At 48.1% G+C, this 26,223-nt stretch carries 23 protein-coding genes and 1 riboswitch; of the genes, 16 read left to right on the forward strand and 7 right to left on the reverse strand.

Annotation, left to right across the window (positions count from 1 at the left end; translation table 11 throughout):
- Positions 1–188 precede the first annotated feature (188 nt).
- The gene (locus tag EKM89_RS05595) at positions 189–1,355 is read right to left on the reverse strand and encodes a DUF2075 domain-containing protein (protein WP_164510518.1); all 1,167 of its coding nucleotides are present in this window, start codon (positions 1,353–1,355) and stop codon (positions 189–191) included.
- A gap of 145 nt (positions 1,356–1,500) precedes the next feature.
- Positions 1,501–2,010, reverse strand: coding sequence for an antibiotic biosynthesis monooxygenase (locus tag EKM89_RS05600; protein ID WP_125686503.1), 510 nt, complete (start codon positions 2,008–2,010; stop codon positions 1,501–1,503).
- Positions 2,011–2,186: 176 nt separating this feature from the next.
- Between EKM89_RS05600 and EKM89_RS05605 the strand changes: the two genes are divergently transcribed.
- From EKM89_RS05605 to EKM89_RS05630, 6 genes are all read left to right on the forward strand, one after another.
- On the forward strand, positions 2,187–2,927 hold the full coding sequence (locus EKM89_RS05605) for an MBL fold metallo-hydrolase (protein ID WP_125686505.1): 741 nt from the start codon (positions 2,187–2,189) through the stop codon (positions 2,925–2,927).
- Between the two features lie 261 nt (positions 2,928–3,188).
- Positions 3,189–3,593 (forward strand): transcriptional regulator SpxA, encoded by a 405-nt coding sequence (gene spxA / locus EKM89_RS05610; RefSeq protein ID WP_125686507.1) that lies wholly within the window; start codon positions 3,189–3,191, stop codon positions 3,591–3,593.
- A 149-nt stretch (positions 3,594–3,742) separates the two neighbouring features.
- On the forward strand, positions 3,743–4,471 hold the full coding sequence (locus tag EKM89_RS05615) for an adaptor protein MecA (RefSeq protein ID WP_125686509.1): 729 nt from the start codon (positions 3,743–3,745) through the stop codon (positions 4,469–4,471).
- A gap of 104 nt (positions 4,472–4,575) precedes the next feature.
- Entirely contained in the window at positions 4,576–5,379 is an 804-nt protein-coding gene (locus EKM89_RS05620) for an EAL domain-containing protein (protein WP_125686511.1), read from the forward strand.
- Positions 5,379–5,912: a hypothetical protein gene (locus EKM89_RS05625; RefSeq protein WP_125686513.1), complete on the forward strand. Its 534-nt coding sequence runs from the start codon at positions 5,379–5,381 to the stop codon at positions 5,910–5,912. Before EKM89_RS05620 ends, EKM89_RS05625 begins: the two co-directional genes overlap by 1 nt.
- A 37-nt stretch (positions 5,913–5,949) precedes the next feature.
- Positions 5,950–7,275, forward strand: a complete 1,326-nt coding sequence (locus EKM89_RS05630) for a glycosyltransferase family 2 protein (RefSeq protein ID WP_125686515.1) — start codon at positions 5,950–5,952, stop codon at positions 7,273–7,275.
- Positions 7,276–7,631: 356 nt separating this feature from the next.
- On the opposite strand, the gene dapF is transcribed toward EKM89_RS05630, so the two are convergent.
- On the reverse strand, positions 7,632–8,621 hold the full coding sequence (gene dapF / locus EKM89_RS05635; protein WP_125686517.1) for a diaminopimelate epimerase: 990 nt from the start codon (positions 8,619–8,621) through the stop codon (positions 7,632–7,634).
- A 3-nt stretch (positions 8,622–8,624) separates the two neighbouring features.
- A complete protein-coding gene (locus tag EKM89_RS05640) occupies positions 8,625–9,992 on the reverse strand; it encodes an aspartate kinase (RefSeq protein ID WP_125686519.1) in 1,368 nt (455 codons plus the stop codon).
- 171 nt (positions 9,993–10,163) lie between these two features.
- Positions 10,164–10,345: riboswitch (Lysine riboswitch) on the forward strand.
- A 226-nt stretch (positions 10,346–10,571) separates the two neighbouring features.
- Between EKM89_RS05640 and lysA the strand changes: the two genes are divergently transcribed.
- Genes lysA through EKM89_RS05675 form a run of 7 tightly spaced genes read left to right on the forward strand, consistent with a single transcriptional unit; the run spans position 10,572 to position 17,730 of the window.
- Positions 10,572–11,873, forward strand: a complete 1,302-nt coding sequence (gene lysA, locus EKM89_RS05645) for a diaminopimelate decarboxylase (RefSeq protein ID WP_125686521.1) — start codon at positions 10,572–10,574, stop codon at positions 11,871–11,873.
- Between the two features lie 18 nt (positions 11,874–11,891).
- The gene (gene dapD, locus EKM89_RS05650) at positions 11,892–12,596 is read left to right on the forward strand and encodes a 2,3,4,5-tetrahydropyridine-2,6-dicarboxylate N-acetyltransferase (protein WP_125686524.1); all 705 of its coding nucleotides are present in this window, start codon (positions 11,892–11,894) and stop codon (positions 12,594–12,596) included.
- 3 nt (positions 12,597–12,599) lie between these two features.
- Positions 12,600–13,745 (forward strand): N-acetyldiaminopimelate deacetylase, encoded by a 1,146-nt coding sequence (locus EKM89_RS05655; RefSeq protein ID WP_125686526.1) that lies wholly within the window; start codon positions 12,600–12,602, stop codon positions 13,743–13,745.
- 14 nt (positions 13,746–13,759) lie between these two features.
- Positions 13,760–14,647 (forward strand): 4-hydroxy-tetrahydrodipicolinate synthase, encoded by an 888-nt coding sequence (gene dapA, locus EKM89_RS05660; RefSeq protein WP_125686528.1) that lies wholly within the window; start codon positions 13,760–13,762, stop codon positions 14,645–14,647.
- The gene (dapB, locus tag EKM89_RS05665) at positions 14,644–15,420 is read left to right on the forward strand and encodes a 4-hydroxy-tetrahydrodipicolinate reductase (RefSeq protein WP_125686530.1); all 777 of its coding nucleotides are present in this window, start codon (positions 14,644–14,646) and stop codon (positions 15,418–15,420) included. The genes dapA and dapB overlap by 4 nt, the downstream gene beginning before the upstream one ends.
- Positions 15,421–15,446: 26 nt before the next feature.
- Positions 15,447–16,634: an aminotransferase class I/II-fold pyridoxal phosphate-dependent enzyme gene (locus EKM89_RS05670; protein WP_125686533.1), complete on the forward strand. Its 1,188-nt coding sequence runs from the start codon at positions 15,447–15,449 to the stop codon at positions 16,632–16,634.
- A gap of 31 nt (positions 16,635–16,665) precedes the next feature.
- Positions 16,666–17,730, forward strand: a complete 1,065-nt coding sequence (locus EKM89_RS05675) for an aspartate-semialdehyde dehydrogenase (protein ID WP_125686535.1) — start codon at positions 16,666–16,668, stop codon at positions 17,728–17,730.
- A gap of 321 nt (positions 17,731–18,051) precedes the next feature.
- Here EKM89_RS05675 and EKM89_RS05685 read toward each other — a convergent pair whose 3' ends face one another.
- Both EKM89_RS05685 and EKM89_RS05690 read right to left on the reverse strand, forming a co-directional pair.
- The gene (locus EKM89_RS05685) at positions 18,052–18,618 is read right to left on the reverse strand and encodes a class I SAM-dependent methyltransferase (protein WP_125686539.1); all 567 of its coding nucleotides are present in this window, start codon (positions 18,616–18,618) and stop codon (positions 18,052–18,054) included.
- Positions 18,619–19,257 (reverse strand): phosphatase PAP2 family protein, encoded by a 639-nt coding sequence (locus EKM89_RS05690; RefSeq protein ID WP_125686541.1) that lies wholly within the window; start codon positions 19,255–19,257, stop codon positions 18,619–18,621. It abuts the gene before it with no gap.
- A gap of 1,066 nt (positions 19,258–20,323) precedes the next feature.
- On the opposite strand from EKM89_RS05690, the gene leuS reads away from it, so the two are divergent.
- The 3 genes from leuS (at position 20,324) to EKM89_RS05705 (ending at position 24,812) form a co-directional block, all read left to right on the forward strand.
- The gene (gene leuS / locus EKM89_RS05695; RefSeq protein ID WP_125686543.1) at positions 20,324–22,753 is read left to right on the forward strand and encodes a leucine--tRNA ligase; all 2,430 of its coding nucleotides are present in this window, start codon (positions 20,324–20,326) and stop codon (positions 22,751–22,753) included.
- A 399-nt stretch (positions 22,754–23,152) separates the two neighbouring features.
- Positions 23,153–23,911 carry a hypothetical protein gene (locus EKM89_RS05700; protein WP_125686545.1) on the forward strand — a complete coding sequence of 253 codons (759 nt, stop codon included), beginning with the start codon at positions 23,153–23,155 and terminating at the stop codon, positions 23,909–23,911.
- Positions 23,912–24,140: 229 nt separating this feature from the next.
- Positions 24,141–24,812 (forward strand): AAA family ATPase, encoded by a 672-nt coding sequence (locus tag EKM89_RS05705; protein WP_125686547.1) that lies wholly within the window; start codon positions 24,141–24,143, stop codon positions 24,810–24,812.
- Between the two features lie 312 nt (positions 24,813–25,124).
- Here EKM89_RS05705 and EKM89_RS05710 read toward each other — a convergent pair whose 3' ends face one another.
- The gene (locus tag EKM89_RS05710) at positions 25,125–25,892 is read right to left on the reverse strand and encodes a flavodoxin family protein (protein ID WP_125686550.1); all 768 of its coding nucleotides are present in this window, start codon (positions 25,890–25,892) and stop codon (positions 25,125–25,127) included.
- Positions 25,893–26,223: the final 331 nt, after the last annotated feature.

Below are 26,223 nucleotides of genomic sequence, written 5' to 3' on the forward strand. Positions count from 1 at the left end.
TGGCGCCCTCAAAACCCGAGGACGCCATTCTTCTTTTTTGGTCTAAATTTCAATACGGTCAGTTATTGGGTGCTTACGGGGGAGCGTGATAAAGATAGAACCAATGACTGCTTAGCTTAGCAATAGAAAGCATGGTTGTGGGTTAAAAAAATCATGACCACCGTCAAGAAGTCATGATTTTTAATTTGTTATTTGGCACCTAAAAACTGGCGGAGATGGGCATCATGAGCGTAGATGTAGAGACCTTGGACACCGCGTTTCATAAGGACGTTGACGGCGTTTAAAATGAGTTGTTTCTTGACAGCTATGAGCTCTTGCTTGTCTGTGATGTCAGCACGGCGCTTGAAGGCTTCAACATCTGTATATCGATCTAGATGAACTTCTAGTTGATCTTGTGGAGAGAGAGTCAGCGGCGGTCCTAGGATGAGGCCGACATAGTTGAGGTCAAATCCCTGACAGGTATAGATGGAACCGACCTCATCAATTGTTTGAGGAAGTTCTGCCCAGGGTGTACTGGTGTAGTTGTATTGATCCCACGGTAAATGGAAGTGACCTTCTGTAATGTAATGCTTACCGCCATCCAGTGTGGAGGGATAGCCGGAAGTTGAAACGATTCGCGAAAGACCAACCTGATTGTTCTTCGCGACAATTGTTTGGCGCATTTGCTCAGCATCATTAAAGATCCGCAGGTCATAATGGGTACCAATGTCCTTGGGTAGGTGGTGCACGTGGCCGTGAGTAAAGTCGTTGATCCAGGTGACAAGCGCATCGCTAGCCTGCATTCGAAATTGATGGGTCAACCGCACGTGTTGGTGGGGATAAGGCATAAGCAGACGTTCTAGCCGTTCTTCCGTCCAATAACTCTTCATTCGTAGGACTTGCGTCTCATCAAAGACTAGGATAATAACCTTAGCGGCAGTCAGCAGTGAGCGCAATTGATTATCGCCATAGAAGTTGTTGTAGTGATCCGATTGAGACAACAACAGATGGGCCTCGTCAATGACCAGAACGTCAGCTGTGGTTTGTCCCTTTGCCAACTGGTTGATCAGCGTAGTCGGTCGTTGAAAGTCTTTTTTTAACAGGTGAGGTGCCTGACCTGCAATTTCTCGATATACCTTCAGAATTTCTGGATGGTTGACCAAAAAATAGTTGGTCGTCTGAGTTAACGGACTGTTAGGTTGTGTGCGTGCTGCCGTCTGCAACTGATTAAAAAGGTGAGCAAGAATCACACTTTTACCAGTTCCAGCGTCACCATAAACCGTAAAGACAGCTGGGCCGGTTTCGTTGACATGGTCGGTCGTGAAGGCTAAAATTTGGTCGACCAAGTGTTTCTGATCGCGCGTCAGTGGTAGCATGGGCGATATTTTTTCAGTCGCTGCATTAGAGATAAAATGACTCAACTTTACGCCTACTTTCTAAAAATAGAATATGATTATTGTACTGCGATTTGTTTGTGAATGAAAAGTGCTCGGGATTTCTCCCAAGCACTAATGGTTAAATTTAGGCTGTGATGTCTGGTGCATCGGGCTTGACCTGGTGATAGTTTGCCGTGTGGAAATGGTTGGCACTCGTAGCATATTGGTCGATAGGCACAAATGATGCTGAATGCCGCCAGAGGGAGAAGGCCTCACTGTCGACCCATTGTGTCAGTAAGACATACTCACCAACGTTATGTTCTTTGGTCAAGACGTACATGGCTGTCATGCCAGCTGGAAGAACATTGCTGGCCAACTGGTTCATTTTGGCATCGAACACCGTCGCGGTGTCATGGTCAAAGGTGAAGTAGGCGAAGCTAAAGAAGCCCAACCAGTCACGAGATCCCTGGTGCAACTGGACCCGGTAATCTAGGCCACCAGTAAAGATGGTGGGTTCATCGGTGACGTCTAGAAGTTGTAGCCCTTCGTCGTCCCCAGCGTTTTCCATGAGAATGAGTTGGCGTTGCGGGTTGCGGGCAATGATTTTGGCTAGCAAATCCCGGGTACCGAACGTTAAAGATAATCTATGAAGCATGCTGACCCCTCCTAACGAATGCGTACAGACTGGGTAATTGGTCAAAATAGTTAGCAATTAATCCAGTCGGAGATAACTACCTTCATTATAAGGGTTTCTGATTAAAAAGCGAACCGTTTACACGCTGTGTTTTGCGCGCTACACTGGAATATGACGAATGAGAAAGGGTGTTTTTAATGCAATTAACAATTTTAGGGTGTTATGGGGGATATCCACATAATGGTGTGGGAACCAGTAGCTACTTATTAACTAGTGGAGACTACCATCTCCTATTAGATTGTGGTTCAGGAGCCTTATTGGCACTTGAAAAGGTGCTGAATCCGTTACAGTTAAACGCCGTGCTGTTAACGCACTACCATCATGATCATACGGCCGATGTGGGTGTTTTGCAGTATCTCTGGCAATTGGCACCAGGAAAAAAGGCGGAGCCACTACTGCCAATCTATGGACATACGGCTGACCCGTTAAATTTTGGGAGTTTGACCTGGCCCAATGCCACGGTGGGTGAAGCTTATAATCCAGCGCAAACATTGGAACTGGGACCGTTTAAAATTGATTTTCTGCCGACCCATCATCCCGTACCGGCCTATGCACCGCGTATTACCGAGGTCAAGACGGGGGCGACGTTAGCTTTCACGGCTGATACGGCGGCTTTCGAGGGTATCGCTGAGTGGTCACGCGGAGTCGACGTGCTCTTAGCGGATACAAACTTCTTTGCCGATCATCAGGGAGTTGCTTGGCATTTGACCTCGACTCAAGCAGGGACGCTAGCCAAGCAAGCCGGGGTTAAACGACTCCTATTGACGCATCTGCCGCAAATTGGAAGCTTGGATCAATTGCGACAAGAGGCTCAGGTCGCGGCGGGAGCCACAGTCGATGTTGCCGTAGTAAAGCCCCAATCTATTTATGATATCTAATTGTTTTTATTCGAATTAAATTAATTGCCCATCATCTTTTTCTAGGCGTAATGATTACTACATGTCTCTATTTATCAGCTAAATAGTCAGATAGTATAATATTGTTTATTAATTAAAATTACAAAAAGACTTCCATTTTTATGAAAAAATAGTATAATATAATTATTAAATAATTTATATGCCGTACAGGCTACTCAGGTTGTTCATCGGTTGTCGACCATGATAGTCTAATCGTTTGCTAATGAGAGGGAGGAAAAGATGATGACAGTTATGCTCTATACATCACCCAGTTGCACGTCTTGTCGTAAGGCTCGGTTATGGTTTGAAGAACACGGAATTGCGTATCGGGAACAGAATATCTTCTCCGAGCCCTTAACTATAGCTGAAATTAAGTCGATCCTACGGTTAACGGAAAACGGAACGGAAGAGATTATTTCTCGCCGGTCGCGCGTCTACCAAGAATTGACGATTGATTTGGACGATTTACCGCTTCGTGACTTGTATGAGCTGATTCGCCAACACCCCGGCATTCTACGCCGACCGATTATGGTGGATGATAAACGGCTCCAAGTTGGTTTTAATGAAGAAGAAATTCGCCGTTTTCTACCTCGTGAGGTTCGGGCGCTAGAATTAGAACGGGCCCAGCGCCTGGTAAATGGCATCTAATAAGCTTAATTAGTTGCATCTGACCGGATTTGTGAGAAAATATTACTTGCAGTCCGGTTTTTTTGTTATGATTACTTTACAAGTAACAAAAAATGACTAGAATGAAAATCAAGGACAATACCCAAACCCACGAGAAAGGGGTGTTATTCATGGAAATGGAACGAATCAATGAAAACACGATTCGGGTGGTTATTGGTAACGATGATCTAAGCGAACGCGGCATTACTGTTTTGGATCTACTGGGTAACCACAAACAGATTGAAGGCTTTTTCTATAGTATTCTAGAAGAGGTCGATGTTGATCACCAATTCCAAGACAATGATGCGGTGACCTTCCAGGTTCTACCAAATCGTAATGGTCTAGAATTATTTATTAGTAAGAACGTAGACGAGGATGACGCAGCGGATGATAACGGTGCGGACGCGAGTGTTGATAGTGATCACCCCGATCAAGTGTCGGATCAGATTAAGGAGCATTTGTTGGAAAAAGATGATCAGAAAGATTTCTTCTCAAATTTCAAATCGCAGGCTAGTGACTCCAATGACATTGAAGACTACTTGAACGACGATGGTCAGCAAACGACGACGCGCGTGGTCAAGCTCCACTCCTTTGAGGATATGATTAGTTTGGCGCGTGTTCTGCATCTTGAAAACGCAGCCTCTAATCTCTACCAATACAACGGGGACTATTACTTAGAATTAATTTTCTTCGTTAACGAATCGTCTAAAGAGTCCATCAAGGATGAACTAGCGGTAGCGTATGAATATGCGGACCGTAGCAAGGTGGCAGCCGATGTGCTCGCCGAACATGGGAAGTTAATTATGGAACACTCAGCACTGGAACTTACTCGGTTCCATTTCTTAAGCGCTGATAAGTAAATCGTTAATCGGTGGACACCAATGGGGGACTTAGGCCTATTGGTGTTTTTTTGACGATTAACGACGTGAAAAGTAGGCATGGTTACAGACTGGAGTGATTGGCAATGTCCTTGGAACAACTTGAAGCGGTTCTCTTGTGGATGACGGGTATTATGGCAATCATTGTTGTGGGGACCATCACAATTTATTACTGGTACTCGCGCAAGAGCAGCAATAACTATTTAGAGAATCATGAGCTCGAGCTGCGTTACTTTATTCAAAAGCAAGTCGATTTTCGGGGCAATACCACCGGCTATGAGTGCTTGCTACGACAGCACAATGTTGATGGCTCTTGGTCACTGCCGCAGCAGCTCGATTCATTGCCCCTTCAGCGGGTGATTTTTCTGCTGGAGGATACCTTTAAGGCGCTACCAACGGAACCGATTACCTTATCCATTAATCTAGAGTATGATCAAATCATCAGTCCTGATTTTCATTATTTCGTTCGCTGGGCCATTTCGAAGATTACGCCGATGAATTTAGCCGTCGAGTATACAGCAGACCACGTTGATGGGCGAATCAACCGTCGCTTATTTACCAAACGTATTAAAGAAGCTCGCCAATATGGTATGAGGTTTGACGTTGATAACGTGGGCTCCACGCTCGGTAATCTTAAAAACATCGAATGGTTATTACCACAAGTTGACTCGTTGAAGTGTTCCATGCGGAGCTTTCGTAAGGAAGACCCGTCTGTTTGGCTTGACTTGAATCTTCAATTTTGGAACAAGCTTTCTCAAGACAATCACATTCAGTTGATCCTGATGGGAATTGAAGATGAAGCAGATGAAAAACTCGCCGAACAACTTAAAATTCGGGTACGACAAGGCTATCACTTTGGTCGTCCAATTAATCCCCGGGAGGAATCGTAATGACACAACAATCACAGCAGGCAGCAGAAAAGTCTGAACAGGAACGGCAACAGCTATATACCGATGATTATTTTGCGAAGGGCCATTGGGGATTAAAAATCTGGCAAACGGTGGTCGCTATTTTCGGATGGCTATGTGTCATTGTCCCCATTGTCGTCACGGTGCTCTCGTTCTGGTCGGCTTATGATCCGCGAGTGCCCCACATTTGGACATATCAAGAGGGAATTTTTGAAATCAAGTTTATCGGTGTTTTACTCTTATTTTCATTTGTTGTGGTCTCTTTATTTGCCGTGGGGATGACGATTATTCAGAACCGCAAACGTGACCGGGTCGTTGAACAGTGGCCAACTTTTAACCCCATCAATCAGCAGAAGCGAGAGAGTGAGCTGGGGCGTTTCATGACGGAGCGGTTCGGTGACCAGAAGTTTCGAGAAAGTGTGCGTCACTATCAGGTGAAGCCGGAACAGAACTTGGATACGGAACAAATTCATGATTTGTATGCCAAACATGATTTAAACGACCTGGACGACTAGCGTGGCAGTAGGTGTGAAGAAGGAGAATTAACAGCTCGTGTGGAATATCTTTATCGATAGCATTTTAAAAGCAACTCTGGGACAAACGCTTCTCAACGTTTTTCTGTTAATTCTCTGCCTGTATCCCGTGGTGGGGTCCTTTTTCTGGTTTGCCGGCGCGCTATCATATCGATTCTTAAAAACCAATAAGCGAGACGGCGACTGGTCGCCAATTCTTCCGAGTAAGCAACCGATGATTACCATCATGATTCCAGCCCATAACGAAGAAGTCATGATTGAAGAGACCATCACCTATTTGTTTGAAGAATTGAATTATGACAATTATGAAGTCTTAGTCATGAATGATGGGTCAACCGACAAGACTGGAGAAATCATTACGCGACTGCAGGAAAAGTATCCGCGGTTACGGACCGTCGAAATCCTCAAGAACAAAGGGAAGGCCCACGCCTTTAATATTGGCATGTATTTTGCCAAAGGGGAGTACATTCTAAGCAATGACGCTGACACAATTCCCGAACCGGATGCCTTGATGAAGTATATGAATTTTTTTATGCGCGACCGGGACATGAACACGTCGGCTGTAACGGCGAACATGGACGTTCAGAATCGCTCAACGCTTTTAGGAAAATCGCAGACAGTCGAATTTTCAAGTATTGTGGGGGTCATCAAGCGCAGCCAGACTGCTATTAATGATTCAATGTACGCTTACAGTGGGGCCAACACGTTGTACAAGAAGGATTTCTTGATCGATGTTGGTGGTTTCCGGCAGAACCGGGCAACCGAAGATATCAGTATTGCTTGGGATCACCAGATGCTGGGGGCCGTGCCACGGTTCGCCCCGAATGTCATCTTCCACATGAACGTGCCAGAAACCATTAAGGACTTGTATCATCAGCGCAAACGCTGGGCTCAGGGTGGGACTGAGGTATGGTTGACCAACATCAAAAAATTTTTCCGCCATCCCATCGAGCACCGCTATCAGATTTCGATGTTTATCGACTCAACGTTGTCCATCATCTGGTCGTTTTTCTTTACGATCACTTCAGTTGCTTTTATTGCCATGATGCTGTATTTCCTCTTTACAGGGGATTTTGAACGGGTCTTTCACGGTATCGTCATTTCCTTTATCTTTGTGACCTTCGAGCTGTTTGCAGGCTTTATGCAGCTTATTGCGGCTCTTTTGTTGGACCATCGAGGAGCTAAACTAAAGTACCTGATTTTTGCGCCGTTATATATGCTGTTCTACTGGATGGTTAATCCGGTTACGGTGGTCATGACCTTTATTCCAGCACTCAAGACAATTCTTGGTTTCGGATCGGGAACGTGGGTCAGTCCGAAGCGGAAGTCGTTGCATAAGGACTGAAGTAAGCTGGTATTGTCCAATTTTAGGCTCTATATCGCTGTGATAACAGGCATAATGAGTGCTTTGAAACTTTCAACCTCAATTATTAGTTTTAAGTGGAACCGGTTGCCCGTCTGCGCACATTTTGGCCATATAAACTTGAATAAGAGACTGGGACATAACTCAAAAAGTTGCTCCTTTCAGAATCTAATGATTTTGAAAGGAGCAACTTTTATTTACACTACTATGGTGCTGAAACGTAGGACATAAGACAGTTCGTTGCGCTTAACCCTAGAGCAAAAAATATGTCAGAATCAGACAATAATCTCCACTATCACGTTAATGCTCGCAAACTAACCGTCTTATGCCCCACTCTCTTACAGGACGGTTTGTTTTGCATGGTGGATAAAAGTTTGATAAGCAGCCTCTTCGTTAGTCGTATCGATGTGTGCTTGAGCGAAGCTTCCTGTGCGCAGGTCCTTTTCGGTAAGAGTAACCTTAGCAGTAAATGTTGCGTTACCGATGAGCCGAAGCGTACTGGTCGCCACCGTTTTGCCCAACGTAACGTGTGTTTTGACTAATCCGCCAGGGTTTAAGACGGTGAGATCGCTAGTTGGGTCGAACTGCGTTGGGTGTTGCATAGCAAAGGCTAGACTAGTTGCGGACATCCCCGTTCCACAGGCATTAGTGAAGCCCACACCACGTTCGTATGTCTGGACGAACAGGCGATTAGGACCTAGAATCTTTGCAAAACTCACGTTGACGCCCTCTGGAAAATAGGAGTTAGGGGCATTTAAGCGCTGTCCCAACTCACCGAGTGTGTCTAATGAAATCTGGTCGACAAAGCTAATCAAATGGGGATTGGGAACGGCGATGGCCGTAAACGTTTGGTGAGCGGCGAATTCGGGAATGGGCACATTTAAGAGTTCCGGTAACTGGTGGTAGGCCAAGGGCAGGTCCATAGCCGCCATTGAGATTGGTGCGATTTGGACGCTGAATGCCGGTACATTTGGCGCGAGGTTTGCCGACCGGGTCACGTTGAGATTGGCCTCTAGGGTAGTAATGCGGAAGCGTGATTTGCCTGTTTTTTCTGCCAGATAACGACTGACGGTACGAAGACCATTACCGCACATTTTAGCTTCACTACCATCGGCGTTGAACACGCGCATGGCACCTAGACAATCAGGGATTGTCGACGAGGCAATTACGAGCAAACCGTCGGCACCACCCAGTAGGCCAGTCTGAGGATGACAGAGCTGGCGAGCTAACCGAGTCAGTGCATTGATGGTCAGTGGTTGTGTGAGCTGGTTCTGGTCGAGTAAGAAAAATTGGTTTCCTGAGCCGTGAGCTTTAATCAAAGTCAGCATAGGCTACACCTCACTTTTGACAAAGAATGTGTCATAAATATGGCGAACAGCGGCGGGCGCGTCCTTGCGCTGGGTTCCGATCATGATTGAGATACGAGAGGCGCCCTGATTGATCATATGAATCGCAATGTTATTTTGGGTGAGTGAGTCAATGATTTTACCCATGGTGTCAATCGTGTGGGCGATTCCTTCGCCAACAACCATGATGATTGCGTAGTCATCAATCCACTCCAGATAGTCCGGATGGAGTGTCGTACGGATATCGCGGCAGAGACTGTGGATGGTTGTCGCGTCTAACTTACTACGGTCGAAAATAATGGTGAGATCATCGATTCCAGACGGTATGTGCTCATAGGAAAGGTTATATTTCTGGAAGATCTCGAGCAATTTTAGGGTGAAGCCAACCTCTTTATTTAGCAGGTAACGGTGGAGATAAAGCGCCGAAAATCGGTCGGAACATGCAATACCCGTGATGGGATTAGCGGGATTAAAAAGAAATTGTTCTGGAACGATCAGGGTTCCCGGGGCGGTCGGATTGTTCGTGTTTTTTACGTTCACTGGGATCTGTCCCTGAATGGCGGGGATGATGGCCTCATCTTGAAAGACCGAGAAGCCGGCGTAAGACAGTTCGCGCATTTCACGGTAGGACATCTTGGTAATCATCGCAGGATGGGGCACGATATGGGTGTCGACCGTAAAAATGGCATCGACGTCGGTAAAGTTCTCGTAGAGATCGGCACGGAGACCACGGCTGAGAATGGCTCCGGTAATGTCCGAGCCACCCCGGGCAAAGGTACAGATGTCACCAGTCTGGTTATAACCGAAAAAGCCGGGGAAGACGATTCGAGTATCTGGTAGGGTCCAACGTGCTAGATTGGCATAGGTCATCGGTAGTACGGTAGCGTCATCAGGGGCACCACCGACGAGAAAACCGACCGTCTGGGGGTCTACAAATTTTGCGGGAACCCCTTGCTGATTCAAAATGGCGGCGAGTAAGATGGCGTTCAACAATTCTCCTTGAGCTTTATAGGTGGCTAGTAGGTGAGCGTTGTCCGCAAACGTTGTTGTGGCTATGTTGTGGAGGCGGTTCGTGAGGGCAATCATCACCTCATTGGGGAGGTCGAAATAGTCGCTGATGGCCTGGTAACGTGCAAGAATCTGCGTGACGACGGGCGCGGTTTCTTGATGGGTTATGGCACATTGGGCATATTGAATTAGGAGGTCAGTGACCTTGATATCGGTTGGATTGCGCTTACCGGGAGCAGACGTGACGATGACCCGGCGTTCCGTGTCAGCATTGAGAATTGAAACAACCTTGGCGACTTGCTCACCAGTGGCTAGGGAGCTGCCGCCGAATTTAACGACTTTCACAGATATCACCTCAGAAATATTTAAAAGCTACAGTTATTTTTAACGGCAACTTTAGCATCTGTCGAAATTAAAGCAAGCAATGAAAGTTGAATTCAGTTCGTAAAGTTAGAAAACACAGCGAATTCGCGACCGATGTCTTGACGCTCTGGGTGAATTGCCTTACTCTGATGTCAATATCTAAGAGGTTGCAACCAACAGTAGTACGTAAGGGAGTCCCTGAGTGGACGATGAGCTTGCGGAAAGGGGCGGTTGCCGAAGCACCAGTTGACTCAGCGACTGGTTAGCTGGGCCGTTGATCTAAGAGGTCACGGACTGTCGTAGCAAGATATCTGCTACGGGGTGCTTACGACGAATTCGATTCGGACTGTGAAGTCCTGGGATCTCTTTGTTTGTAGGCAAAGAGATCTTTTTTGATACTTTGTTAGGGAAGAGTCAAAGGTCGTGTGGCTGAACTGGTCGTACTACAGTTGTAAGGACGCATGGGCCGAAAGGGTGTCAGGCCTGGGCACAGGTGTGTTATTTTCGATATTTTAGTCTAATCTGGCTGATAAGGTGGAATTGAAAGGACGTGTGAGGCCAATGGATAAGCAAGCGTTACGGGTAAATGAGCAAGGTCACTTGGTGTTGGGTGGCGTGGATGCCACACGGCTGGTACAGGCGTACGGGACCCCTCTAGTGGTCTATGATGTTGCCGTTATTCGTCAACAGATTCAGGAATTCCAATCTGCTTTGAGACATAGTGGTCTTCGATATCAAATCAGTTATGCCAGTAAGGCCTTCGCAGCGGTGGCGATGTATCAGGTTATTGACGAAGAAGGGTTACACGCCGATGTCGTTTCTGGAGGCGAGCTTTATACGGCGTTGCAAGCCGGTTTTCCGGCAAGCAACCTTAGTTTTCACGGAAATAATAAGTCGTTGGCCGAGCTTGAAATGGCTGTTGAAAACCACGTTGGTGTCATCGTTCTCGACAATTTTCACGAGATTGATCTGCTAAGACGGGTATTGCTGGCCCATAAAACCAGTTGCAATGTGATGTTGCGCCTAACGCCAGGAATTACCGCCCACACGCATCGCTATATCCAGACGGGACAGGTCGACAGTAAATTCGGGTTTGACGTGGATTCCGGCCAGGCAACACGGGCAGTGCAAGAAGTTCTAGCCATACCACAGATGACTATCATTGGCATTCATGCGCACATTGGGTCACAGATCTTTGGTGTAACTGGCTTTGAGCTGCTGGTCAAAAAGTTAATGGCACTTTCCGCGCAGTGGCGAGATCAGTTGGACTTTACGCCAGGTATTTTAAATCTTGGTGGTGGTTTCGGTATCGCTTACACGGCGGCAGATGACCCGTTGACACCAGCTGACTTCATCCAGCACATCGCCATGGCCTTACGAGAAGCAGCAGACCAGCATCAGGTGGCGTTACCAGAGATTTGGATTGAGCCAGGTCGGGCCATCGTTGGACCCGCTGGTTACAATCTCTATTCGGTGGGCTCGCGTAAAGACATCCCCAATTTGACACCGTATCTCAGCGTCGATGGCGGGATGGGCGACAATATTCGACCGGCTCTGTATCACGCAAAATACGCTGCTGTTTTGGCAAATAAAATGGACGCGCCGACCCAAGAGACCGTCCATCTTGCCGGAAAATACTGCGAATCGGGCGACGTCTTGGTCGATCATTTGGCATTACCACGGAGTGAACCGGGCGACCTGATTGCCATGCTGGACACCGGGGCCTATGGCTACAGTATGGCCTCTAACTATAATCGTAATCCGCGCCCAGCCGTCATTTTTGTGGAGGATGGTCTAGCTAAGGTTGTCGTGCGGCGGGAGACATATGCAGACCTAGTTCGGTTGGATGCACGCTACGAATAATTGAGGGGGAAAACGAACATGCAGAAAATGACAGCAACGGAAATTATTCAGTATATCGGCACCGCCAAAAAGGCGACACCGGCTAAGGTCTATCTGCAAGACACACTTGATTCGGCAATGGTTCCAACTGGAGTGAAGTGTTTTACGACGCCTGGGTTAACCATCCTGATTGGAGATTACCAGGCGATTGCGCCGCTGTTAGCCAACCGACCGGCAGAGACATATGAGGTGGAAGTTGGGGCTCGTAATTCAGCCGTTCCACTACTTGATATGGAAAACATTAACGCCCGCATTGAACCAGGGGCGATGATTCGTGACCAAGTTGAAATCGGGGCCCACGCCGTTATCATGATGGGGGCCATCCTCAACATCGGTGCGGTTGTCGGTGCTGGGACCATGATCGACATGGGCGCGGTTCTGGGCGGTAGAGCCACGGTGGGTGAAGAGTCCCATATCGGTGCGAATGCCGTGCTGGCGGGTGTCATTGAGCCAGCCTCGGCGACACCAGTTTGCGTCGGCAATCGTGTAACAATCGGCGCCAACGCAGTTATTCTAGAAGGCGTTCAAATCGGGGATGATGCAGTTGTCGGTGCAGGGGCTGTGGTGACAAAGAATGTGGCGCCAGGGACCGTGGTGGCTGGCGTTCCGGCGCGGGTCATCAAGGTCAAGGACCAACAGACTATGGCGAAGACGCACATTGAAGACCAGCTGAGGGAGTTGTGAGCTATGTTGACGGAAGCCAAATTGATTCAGATTCGCCGGCAGTTACATCAGATTCCGGAACTGGCTTTACAGGAGACAATGACGCAGGCCTATTTGAAACGAGTGATTGCGGCGTTACCGCAGACCTATCTGACCGTGAAGACTTCGGCAGACCTGCCCACGGCGTTACTGGTGCGAGTTGCTGGAAGTCAGCCCCAGCGAACGATTGGCTATCGAACGGATATCGACGCCTTACCGGTCACGGAACATAACGGCCTGGCTTTTCAGTCGACACATCCGGGCATCATGCATGCTTGTGGTCATGACGTACACATGACAGTGGCCTTGGGGCTCCTCAGCTATTTTGCCGATCAGCAACCGCGCGACGACCTAGTCTTCTTTTTCCAACCCGCGGAAGAAAGTGAGAGTGGGGGAAAACTCGCTTATGATCGGGGGCTATTGACCGGGAAATTTCGGCCCGATGAGTTCTATGGCCTGCATGACCACCCAGATTTACCGGCTGGGACCATTGGTTGTCAGTTAGGAACACTTTTCGCTGGTACAAGTGAAGTCAACTTGATCATTCACGGAACGAGCGGCCACGCGGCATTTCCCCAAAAGGCTAATGATGCCATCGTGATTGCGGCGAGTCTGGTCATGCAACTACAGACTATCGTGGCACGTAACGTTGATCCCACGGCCTGTGGTGTGTTGACGATTGGTAAAATTACCGCCGGGACCATTCGCAATGTAATTGCCGGCGAGGCACGGCTAGAGGGCACGATTCGTGGATTGACGCAGGATATGATCAGCTTCATTCAACAGCGGGTGCGTGAGATTGCGGCCGGTGTCGCCTTGACCTACCAGGCACGAATCGATGTGAGCTTTAATCAGGGCGGCTACTATCCGGTTGAAAATGATCCAACGTTGACGACTAATTTTATTCGGTATATGCAGACTGCCACGGACGTTGACTTTCAGACAACGCCACCAGCAATGACGGGTGAGGACTTTGGTTACCTACTAGCCAAAATTCCGGGAACCATGTTTTGGTTGGGCGTCGACAGTCCAGGAGGGCTCCACGCCGCTAATTTCCAACCGAATGAAGCTTCGATTTTTAAAGGAGTAACCGCAATTCGTGGATTCTTATGTGACCGAATGACCCAGTGAAGGAGTGAGCGATGATGTTTACCAATGCTGATCTGATTACGGCGATCATTACGCCGTTTACGAATGATGGCCGTGCAATTAACTACACGGCGCTTGAAAAATTAACGAATCATTTGCTGGATACAGGAACTAAGGGGTTTGTCATTGGCGGGACGACAGGCGAGACGCCGACGTTGAGCGAAACGGAAAAGTTGACACTTTATCTGCGGTTTGCGCAAATCGTAAACGGTCGAGTACCGATCATTGCTGGTGCTGGCAGTAACAATACGGCTGGGACGATAGACTTTGTCCAAAAGTTGGCACAGATTGCTGGTATCGACATGGCCTTGGTTGTAGTGCCGTACTATAACAAGCCTAACCAGCGGGGGATGCAGGCCCATTTCAAAGCCGTGGCCGATGCGTCCTCTTTGCCCATCATGATGTATAACATTCCGGGTCGTACTGGCGTCCTGATGGCCAAAGAAACTATTGTTGAGTTGGCCCAGTATCCGAATATTGCCGGCGTGAAGCAGTGCCATACCATGGCGGATTTTGAGTACATCGTTGAACACGCTCCCAGTGATTTCATGGTGTACAGCGGAGAAGACAGTCAAGCCCTCTTCGCAAAGGTTGTGGGGGGCAGTGGCGTAATCTCCGTGGCGGCCCATCTCTATGGTACCGAAATCAGACAGATGTTTGATGCATTGACTAAGGGAGATTACCGGACGGCCGGCGCGTTGCAGCGAGAACTAACCCCCAAGATGGCGGCCCTCTTCATGTATCCGTCGCCATCGCCGGTCAAGGCACTACTCAACGATCAAGGCTACGATGTGGGGACGTGCCGGCTACCGGTACTGCCACTGAATGCGGCAGAAAAGGCGGCATTGTATCACGCCTTAGCGTTAAAGGGGGCGATGGCGTGATCTCAGTAATCATTGCGGGATTCAACGGTACAATGGGACAAAAGGCGGTGCAGCTGATCACAGCAAGTCCGGAATTTCAGTTGGCCGGGGCCTACAATCCCCACGTCACAAGTCGCCGCGCCACAGATTATGGCTTAGATGGTGCGGTCAGCATTTACAATGATCTCCAGCAGATCACTACGCCAGCCGACGTGTGGCTCGATTTCAGCACACCCGGTGGGGTCGCCAATAATGCACAATTTGCGATTACACAGGGGATGCACCCAGTGATTGGCACCAGTGGATTAACCGCTGAGCAGCAACATCGGTTGCAGGCCACGGCTAACGCCCGGCAACTAGGTGGCATCATCGCCCCAAACTTTGGCGTGACAGCGGTGCTCATGATGAAATTCGCTCAGCAGGCCGCGACCTATCTCAAACGCGCAGAAATCGTAGAATATCACCACGAGGACAAGCTCGACGCACCCTCTGGAACGGCACTGAACACGGCCCGATTGATCTATGCTGCTCAGCAAGCTGACGAACCGCAACCATCGTCAGAGCAAGATCTGTTGGGTACCCGTGGTGGCGATTACCACGGCATCAAGATTCACGCCGTACGGTTGCCAGGTTTTGTGGCCGACGAGGAGGTTATCTTCGGTGGTCCCGGGGAGACGTTGACTATCAAGCAGAGCACGACCGACCGACAGTCGTTTATGGCTGGAGTGAAGTTAGCGATTACGGCGGTCATGCAGCGACAGGACTTGGTGATTGGGCTAGAAAATATCTTATAAGGCGAGAAGATTAAGGGGGAATCGGTTTGCCAGAATTAGATGCTAGGCTTAAAACAATCGTTAATCACAAAATTCAGGCGATGGGTGCATCTCAGATTCGTGCCTTCGCCCAGAAGTTTGATCAGATTCCAGGAATTATCAAATTGACCTTGGGTGAGCCGGATTTTAATGTTCCAGAACACGTCAAGGATGCCGCCATGCGGAGCATTCAAGACAACAAGTCACACTATACGAATCAGCGAGGAATTCTAGAACTACGGCAGGCCATCAGTCACTATCTCCAGCAACGTTTTCGGGTCGCCTACAATGCTGATACGGAAATCGTGGCGACGGTCGGGGCTTCAGAGGCTATCTTTAGCGTACTGGGAGGGTTGATCAACCCGGGTGATAAAGTCTTGGTGGCCACCCCAACCTTTGCACTGTACTGGCCGGTTATCGCAATCTTTGGTGGAATCCCAATTCAGGTCGATACCACGACTGATGGGTTTCGACTGACGGGTGACCACTTGCAAGCAGTTCTTGACCGGGAAGGGGCGGACACGGTCAAAGCCGTGATTTTAAACTTCCCGGGGAATCCCACGGGCGTCACCTATGACCGCGCGCAATTGCAAGATGTGGCCGATGTTGTAAAGCGTCAGGGGTTGTACGTGATTACTGACGAAATTTATGCGGAACTCACATACGATCGCCCACATACGGCCATGGCGGAACTTCTGCCGGAACAGACGATTTTGATCAATGGCTTATCCAAATCACACGCTATGACAGGGTATCGAATCGGCTACTTTGCCGGTCCGGCCGAGGTGATCTCAACCATCAGCAAGCTCCACGGATTTGTGGTGACTTGTCCTTCTAATGCAGCTCAGTATGCGGCATTAGAGGCATTGACTCATGGACTGGATGATTCAAAACAGATGCGGCAAACGTACCAGCAGCGGCGGGACTACGTGGTGCCCGAACTCAATCGACTAGGCTATGCGACGATGATGCCGGCGGGGGCCTTCTATGCGTTTGCGAAGATTCCCCCGGAGTTCGGTCTAGATTCCGTCACATTTGCGACCAGGCTGGCGGAAGAAGCTTTGGTGGGTGTTACACCGGGAAGCTGCTTTGGTGCCGGCGGTGAAGGCTATGTGCGCCTATCCTACGCTTCTTCTATGACGGATCTTAAAGAAGCCATGCGGCGATTAGCGGTCTTCACGGCGCAGTTACGGTAGCACGTTTTAACTAAAAATGGGGGATGATGGGATGCAGGAAGGATTTACAGTTGCTATTTTAGGGGCAACGGGTGCTGTGGGAACCCGAATGGTGCAGCAGTTGGCCCAGTCGACAATTCCAGTGAAGACAGTCAAACTATTGGCGTCGGCCCGTTCTGCGGGGAAGCTTTTGTCATTTAAAGGACGCGCACTGAGGGTCGCAGCGACGACAGCTGAGTCGTTTGCAGGCATCGATCTGGTCTTGGCCTCCGCCGGGAGCACGGTGTCGCAACGATTCTTGCCAATTGCAGTTGAACAGGGTGCGGTCTGTGTTGACAATACCAGTGCTTTTCGAATGGATCCGACCGTGCCGTTAGTCGTCCCAGAGGTCAATAAAGAGATCTTACGACAGCATCACGGCATCATTGCGAATCCAAACTGTTCGACGATTCAAATGATGGTGGCATTAAACCCGATTCGCCGGGCGATAGGGCTGAAACAAATCATCGTCTCGACGTATCAGGCAGCGTCAGGGGCCGGACAGTCGGGGTTGGACGAGTTTTATCAAGAAGCCAGAGATTATCTGGATGAGCAACCCATGACGGCCGAGATTTTTCCAATCAAGGGTGATCATCAGCACTACCCGTTGGCCTTCAATCTATTACCGCAGATTGATATATTAGAGGACAACTTATATTCGCATGAAGAGTGGAAAATGATTCATGAGACGAAGAAGATCATGTTGGGCGATATGAATGCCAGCGACATCAAAGTCACAGCGACCTGTGTGCGAGTACCAGTGCCATTCAGTCACGGTGAATCTATCTGGATTGACACTGGAAAGCCAGACGCGACGGTTGACCAAGTACGACAGGCCTTAGCGAATGCTCCAGGGGTCGTGCTGCAAGATGATCCGCGACATCAATTGTATCCGCAACCATTAAATGCAACCGGAACGCGTGAGACCTATGTTGGCCGAATTCGTCCAGACTTAGAGAATCCAGGTGCTTTTAACCTGTGGGTCGTGGCGGATAATTTGTTGAAAGGGGCGGCATGGAATACCGTTCAGGTTGCGGAATGCTTGGTGACGGATGGACTGGTTCATGCGCCAGCTTGATTGTGCCCGTCTTCAAACACTGAATTCCATGGAGTTGCTAAAGTTTAAGCGTAATTCAATAACGATTTTATAGGTACACTCCATATGCTGCATCAGGATAACCACGTAGGCCGAGAGGTCAGCAGATATGGGATCAGGCGCGTTCACACCGTTTCTAGCCCCTGCCGACCGGTAAAGCGATGACTGGACGACATTGCCCAATTTTAGGGCCAGTATCGTTGCGATAACAGTCATAATGAGTGTTGTGGAGCTTTCAAGCTTCGAAATAAGATTCGAAAAGACACAATCAAGTCCAAACGGGGACTTGATTGTGTCTTTCAGTTACCGCCGTTCGATTGCTAACAGAAACGGTGGCGTATGAATTTGATTAATAAAACCATAACGCAGAACCTGATAGATTTTTTGTGGAAGTTTCTGACAAAAGTCAATGACGGCATCACGTTCGGTCGGGCCACCGGGATGACCAGCATAGACAACCAAGATAATGCGGCCGCCGCGTGGCAGATGAGGCAATAAGGCTTTGACTGCCGTTAATGTTGTTGCGGGGCGAGTAATCACTGACTTGTCACCCCCCGGCAGATAGCCGAGATTGAAGACAGCCGCTGCGATGCGGTCATTTGGCGCCAGAAGGGTACCGACATTTTCATGGCCAGTGGCGTGCAGGTCGACTTGAGCACCCAGACCGGTTAGGGTGAGCTGCTGTTGTGTTTCATCGAGCGCCGCTTGCTGGATATCAAAACCAATGACGTGACCAGACTTACCAACCAGATTTGCTAGGAAAATTGTGTCGTAGCCCTGACCCACGGTGGCGTCAACGACCGTATCGCCGGGACCTACGCATTCCGTGAGCAACGTATGACTATAAGTTAAAGCATTTGGTAAATTCATTTATAATGCATCTCCATAACGCGTGAGAAACCATTGACTGACCGTTAATAGGAAGAACCCTAATGACCAGCCCGCAACCACGTCACTGGGGTAGTGGACCCCGACGTAGACTCGGGATAGGCCAATGCAGACGATCCAAAGGCCCAGAACCAATGTGCCAAACCAGCGCCAATTATGATGCTGCCGCAGGGACCAACCCAGTAGAACAATCAAGGATCCCCACAGGAGCATAGCTGTAATGGCGTGCCCACTGGGAAAGCTGTACGAGCTAGCAGCGACTAACCGGTTAACGGTTGGCCGTGGGCGTTGAACGATGTTTTTAATGATGGTATTCCCCAGCCCGGCCCAGATTAGTACGTTGAATGCCAAGAAGAGTGCGCCACGGTAATGGCGGGCGATGACTAGTACGGCCACAAGTAACAGTGTGACCCAGGTCACGGGCTTCGGATTGCCAGACTTGGTTACCCAGATAATGGTTTGCGTTAAGCCGTGTGGCAAGGGATGGCGTACCCAGCCGATGATCAGCTGGTCAAATGCCTTGATCCAAGGCTGCTGCAAAGTAACTCCGAGTAAGTCAATGAGAAATAAGATGCCCGCGGCCCAAGTAAAGCGCCAGCGGGTTTTTGAAATGGTCGTCAAAGGTTGACCTCCTAGATGATTATAATAATTTTAGTATAGCACAGTGTTCTGAAAGGACCGGATTTGATTTTGGAAAGTATTGAGACAAGCCTCGTGAAAATATTGCAGAAACTACACGAGACGTTTCAAAGTAGCGTGCCATTGGCCTAATATGCGTTTTGATTCAGCATTTTATGGGGTAATCTAACTCTTGTCTTTTAGCAACTGATTTGTTGTGACCGATGTGTCATTCAATATATGCTTAAAGGCAAAGTAAAAACTAGATGGTTTTGAAGAGTGAGAATGTCAGTATAGCAACAACTTGGCAATGTATCTGAAGGATGAAAGTTCTAAAATACTCATTATGATTGTTGTCACAACGATACGGAGACTAAAGTTGGGCAACGTCATCCAACTATTAGTAAACGTATACGAAGCTTATCCATGATCAAATGGCTCTATATGAACAGAAAAATAGATAGAGAAGAGATGAAACCAGATTACAATAATGATGACGGTGGTCGCGTAACGCTCCCTGTATGTGATGTGCTATTTTGGATTCTTGTTAAGGTAAGACTGATTACCGATTTCCAGTAAAAACGATAGTTAAGTTTACAGCGAAGAAATCTAAAGGGTCGTTTCAGCAATTTTGGGTCATCACACGGTGTCACAGAAAGAATTGGCCAGAACCACGGCGCTACCAGGTATGCGGTTAGCGGTCTTATTTTTCGGTTTACTGAATTATTCCCCAAGAAATCAGTGTGGCCCTTGCTTTTCCTTAGGGGGTTTGCTAAGATGAAAATAATCTGATTAGACAAAGACATTGATGAGAAGTAGTAGTTTAATGGGGTATTCAGCAAGCGGATGGTCGCTGTAAATCCGTTATCCTGTGGGACGAACTTGTCTCTGAGTCTTCTCCGCTGCAAGGTGGGCGTTTGGCGACGTTATCAGCCGGAATGAGCCTCGGTACAAGACCGGGGAAATGTAGGTGGTACCGCGCTAACACGCCCTGCAGAAGTCGTTTTATGGACTTCTGGGGGCTTTTTTTCTGGCTCGGCGTTGAAAATGAGAAAGGGAGCGAAGAATTTTGGCATACAAACACCAAATTATTGAGCATAAGTGGCAACATTACTGGCGGGTCAACGAAACGTTTAAGACCGCTGACACTTCAAGCAAACCAAAGTATTACGTTATGGATATGTTCCCATATCCTTCTGGGCAAGGTCTGCACGTGGGACATCCTGAAGGTTACACGGCGACCGATATCATGGCGCGCTTGAAGCGGATGCAGGGTTTTAACGTCTTGCACCCAATGGGCTGGGATGCATTTGGTCTCCCCGCTGAACAATATGCCTTGAAGACTGGGCACAACCCAAAGGACTTCACCGCGCACAATATTAAGAACTTTAAACGTCAAATTCGTTCACTCGGTTTTTCTTACGATTGGAGTCGTGAGGTCAACACGACCGACGAATCCTTCTACAAGTGGACGCAATGGATTTTTGAACAAATGTACAAGAAGGGTCTTGCTTACGAAGACAAGATCATGGTTAACTGGGCCCCTGACTTCATGGGTGGAACCGTTGTGGCTAACGAAGAAGTTATTGATGGTAAGACGGAACGGGGTGGGTATCCCGTTTACCGTGTACCAATGCGTCAATGGGTTCTGAAAATCACGGCGTATGCTGACCGATTACTTGATGATTTGGATGACCTGGACTGGCCAGACAGCATCAAGGAAATGCAACGTAACTGGATTGGCCGTTCTGAAGGTGCCAGCGTCTTCTTCCCGGTTGACGGGCAAGAAGACACCAAGGTTGAAGTTTATACGACGCGTCCTGACACGTTGTTTGGGGCAACCTACATGGTGCTGGCTCCGGAACATGCTTTGGTCGATCAAATTACGACGTCAGAACACGCTGCTGAAGTGAAGGCTTACAAGGAAGCTATCGACAGTAAGTCTGACCTTGAACGGACCGACTTAAACAAGGACAAGACGGGGGTCTTCACTGGTGCTTACGGTATCAACCCGTTGAGTGGTAAGAAGCTGCCAATCTGGATCGGTGATTACGTGCTGGCCTCTTATGGGACCGGAGCAATCATGGCCGTTCCAGCACATGATGACCGGGACAACGAATTTGCGCAGAAGTTTAATCTGCCAATCATCCAAGTCATTGCGGGCGCTGAGGATACCGACGTTCAAAAGGCTGCTTACATTGGCGACGGTGAACACATCAATTCTGACTTCTTGAATGGGATGAACAAGAAGGATGCCATTGCTGCGGCCATTAACTGGCTGGAAGAACACAAGGCTGGGCATAAAAAGGTCAATTTCCGGTTACGTGACTGGATCTTCTCGCGGCAACGTTATTGGGGTGAACCAATTCCAGTTATTCATTGGGAAGATGGCGAAACCACATTGGTTCCAGAAGACCAGTTGCCACTGAAGCTACCAGCTGCTAAGCAACTTGAACCTTCTGGGACTGGTGAAAGCCCACTGGCAAACCTGGACGACTGGGTAAATGTCGTGGACGAAAACGGACGTAAGGGGAAACGCGAAACCAATACCATGCCGCAATGGGCTGGAAGTTCATGGTACTTCTTGCGTTACATTGATCCACATAACGATCAAGCGATTGCTGATCCGGAAAAGTTGAAATACTGGATGCCAGTCGATCTGTATATTGGTGGGGCAGAACATGCCGTCTTGCATTTACTGTACGCGCGATTCTGGCACAAGTTCCTCTACGATCTCGGTGTGGTCCCAACTAAGGAACCATTCCAGAAGTTGGTGAACCAAGGGATGATCTTGGGAACCAATCACGAAAAGATGTCCAAGTCGAAGGGCAACGTCATCAATCCTGATGAAATCGTCGAGAAATTTGGTGCCGACACGCTGCGACTGTACGAAATGTTTATGGGACCATTAGAGGCTTCCAAACCATGGAGTACGGAAGGAATCAACGGGTCTCGTCGTTGGCTGGATCGCGTTTGGCGGCTCTTGATCGATGACAATAATCATCTGCGTGACCGAGTCACGATGATTAACGATGGCACGTTAGATAAGATCTATAACCAAACCGTGAAGACGGTGAGCGAAGACCTTGAAGCTATGCGGTTTAACGTTGCGATTTCGCAGTTGATGGTTTTTGTCAACGAAGCTTACAAGGCGGATAGCCTGCCATTGATCTACATGGAAGGGTTCGTCAAGATGATCTCACCAATTGTGCCACATATCGCCGAAGAGCTGTGGGCCTTGATGGGTCATGACGACACGATTGCTTATGCCAAATGGCCAACGTACGATGCCAAGCAATTGGTTGAGGACGTGGTTGAAATGGTCGTTCAAGTCAACGGAAAGGTTCGTGCGCATCTGAAGGTTGCTAAGGATGCGGCTAAGGATGACATTGAAGCCCAAGCATTGGCTGACGAAACGGTCAAGGTGCATACGGATGGCAAGACGGTTCGTAAGGTCATTGTGGTCCCAGGGAAACTGGTCAACATTGTTGCAAACTAAGCTAAACTAACTAAAAGTTGAAAGTTTCAAAACGTGTGTTATGACGGTGGTAACAGCGATTTCGAGACTGAAGTTGGGCAACTTAGTGCAGTTATCACCTTACCAGCCGGTAGATACGGGTTGGAACGGGACGAACACAACTTGAAGCCGCGAAAATATCGAGTTTCCAAGCTTGGTTTTCAGCTGCTTTAGCAAATTAAAATGAAGTGTCGGTAACTTTCCAAATGGTGAGCTACCGGCACTTTTTAGTTGGCAAAAATTACGGTTAGGGAGATAATTCGTGGCGATTTATGAGGAAGACGATTCTTGGAAATAAAACTAGATTAGTGAATTGCTACCGAATTTGGGATAGCAAAGTCCCTATTCTGTAAGCCAAGGATAATGAGGGAAGGGATTCTCGTGTGGCGTAAGTTAAATATTCTCAGTCGTTTTGAATTGCGACAGACCTGGGATGACAAGATGGTCTTATTTTATACGCTGATTGCACCCGTGGTTTTCTTTGTGATTACGGATCTTAGCTCAAACGGCCATCCATTTGGTGTTCATGATTTGGCCTCACAGCTACTAGCCTATTGGGTCTACATTGTATTAGTGGGCGTTTTAAATGGGTTTCAGTTTACTCTGATTGGTATGCGCGAATCGAATTTTCTAAAGATGTTTACGGTGATTGCCGGTGATAAGCGATTGATCTTCTTCAGCAATCTTATTGTGCAGGTTCTATTTATTGAAGTTGAAGTCTTCTTTTTTGATTTAGTCGTGTTGGGCTTGAATCCGGCATCATTAACCTTACTCCCCATGATGGCGGGGGGATTACTGTTAAATGTGATCCTGATTCCAATCGTTGTGGGTTTCACGAACTTTCTACTGATTCTTCCCCTGCGCGTCAATCTAGTGTCTCTGATAACCGCGGGATATATCTTTGTGGGGATGTTTCTGATCAGCCCGGGGCTAGGATTAGCTCCCTGGATCAATGAGGTTCTAGCAGCCTTCAACCCTTGCTCATACATGATTCAATTCTACAGCGTGGGACTAGATATCCTGAGACGGGTAACGTTACTGCATGTCGGTTTGTTGACCGGAGTAGCGGTGTTTTACTTGCTCATTGGCTACTACCCAGTACGTCACATGAAGCTACAGTCGAATACGAATCGTTACTGACATCTAAAACGGCTGTACTAAAATTGGGCTGAATGGTGGTCTCTTTGCCTTACTGGCCGGCAGATATAGACTGGAAGGGGATAAGCACCACTTGAAGCCTCGAAAATGTCGCGCTGACAAACTTGGTTTTCTACAAGCCACCCACCGAATAAGCAGAATGACGTATCTAAGCCCATAATTGGCAACACTTGGTAGCGGACAATATAGCACTCTAAACGGGAGGTCAGTCATGCGAATCCAAGATTTTTCATATCAATTACCAGATGACCGGATACTATTTGATCATTTAACGGCTGACTTTGAGCCGGGTAAAGTTAATATTCTTTTGGGCGTAAACGGCGTGGGGAAGACGACGCTACTCGATTTTATTGCTGGCGTCAGTGAGCGAAAGGGCTTACCGTTTAAGGGCTTCCCTGAGATGTCACGAATCGCTTATCAGATGCAGGGAGCCCCATTTACGGGATCAGCCAAGGTCATGGAAGCTATTCAAATGATGGTGAACTTAGATCAACCGACCGCTGATTTTGATAGCAATCAGTTGCCGGAAAGTCTAAGGGAGATTGCCAATAGTCGCTTTCGTGATCTCTCTGGGGGGCAACGGCGACTGGTTATTTTGGAAGGGATTTGTCTGCTCCAGCGCGATCTCTATTTATTTGATGAACCGGAAAGTGGTTTGGACGTTAAGGTTGCTGCACAGATGATGTCCCAGATTACGGCCTTAGCTGATAAGGGGAAGACAGTGATTATGACGACTCACCAGTTTCGCAATCTTCCTGAGAGAAATGTTCAACTGCTGGTGCTCGCTGGCAAGTGTATTGCCTTCACGGGGACGCCGGCCAAGTTGATGGCAGAGACTAACACGCAGAGTCTGGAAGACGCGTATCTGAAGACGGATTCTTAGAGATAGCCCTTGAGGTTAGAGGTAAGAATTATACTAAAAAGCTGGTTGAGAAAAATCTGCGGATTTTTCTCAACCAGCTTTTACATTGGAGACTTACGTCACGGCCTCTATTTGAGCATCTAAATGGGAACCTAGAAGACGCTTGGGCCTTCAGGCGAGCCGAAAGCGGAAGAATTCTCGCAGCAAGCGGAATCTCTGGCAGCTGGAGTGTGACAATCTTTACTGACTTAGGGGTGACAATTCTTACTGTTGCAAGAGTAATGTTCGCCGCCTAACCGCCTTTATTCGGCGCTCTTCTGTCATTGTCTGAGATTAACGTCGCCGATGTCGCACGAACGTAAAGAAGTGTAGGAGACTGGCTAAGAGTACGTAGAAGATGATGACAAAGCTAACGTACGTGATCCAAAACTTACCGGCCGCAAAGACACCGAACCACCACGCTTGTAAGCCCATGGTGACGAGGGCCATGACGGCAATCATGGCGAACAGCAATAAGTAACGTTTCAAGGTATTATCATCCTTTCGTGGTCGGTTGGCGATTTTCTTGGCCCAACGTTGACATTCTGCTAATTTTTCTGGTCGAGGAGCATGGGTACCACCCCAAGTGCCCGTGCCAACGAATTCACCGACCTTGATCAAGCCGGCACCAGTTAAAACGCGGTCGATGGTCACGAAGGTCTGATCCGTGATTCCGGTGAAAAAGTTTTCGGTGGAACTGATAAAACAAGTCGTCATGCTCAGGTAGTGCCGGTCCTTATACTTGCCAGGTAAGGTATCGGCCACGGAGTTCATCCGCACTAACCGAAACCGCATACAGTCGAAGAACTGTTTCATCACACCCGAGAGACCACCCCAATATGTAGGTGCACAGACAATCCAAAAGTCACTGGTTGCCATTTTGTCCTCGATTTCATCTAACGCCGGACAAGCCTTTTCTTTGGTGTCAGGATAAATATCATAATCCCGTAGAAAAACAGTCTCGACAGTGGCATCGGATGGTAAATTATCGGTGACAGCCTGCAAGTAGCTGGCCGTGATTCCATTCCGCTCATGACTTCCTAATAACGCCAAATAACGCACAGTAATCGCCTCACAATATTAAATCATCACTAAGTTGCGTACAATAAGTATACCGCATTTACTGGGGGAATGAGGATTAGGGATTTTCCTAAAATCAATGAAAATTGTGAAATTAAATGGTTAGATGACGCTGAAGTATGGTTATTGGTTAGCGCAACTGGTGATAGGGGCTTTAAAGCGGCTGCGGTGAGCGCTAAAATGATCACGTAAGCTTGCTGATTATTTTGCGTTGCACAAAGTAAACGAATCAGCAAGGATAGAAAAAAGGTCTAAAGAGTCCAAATACCCATCATGATTGTGTAATAATGCTAGTGTAACTAAAATTAGGCAA

The organism is Levilactobacillus fujinensis (assembly GCF_003946335.1).
Classification (GTDB): domain Bacteria; phylum Bacillota; class Bacilli; order Lactobacillales; family Lactobacillaceae; genus Levilactobacillus; species Levilactobacillus fujinensis.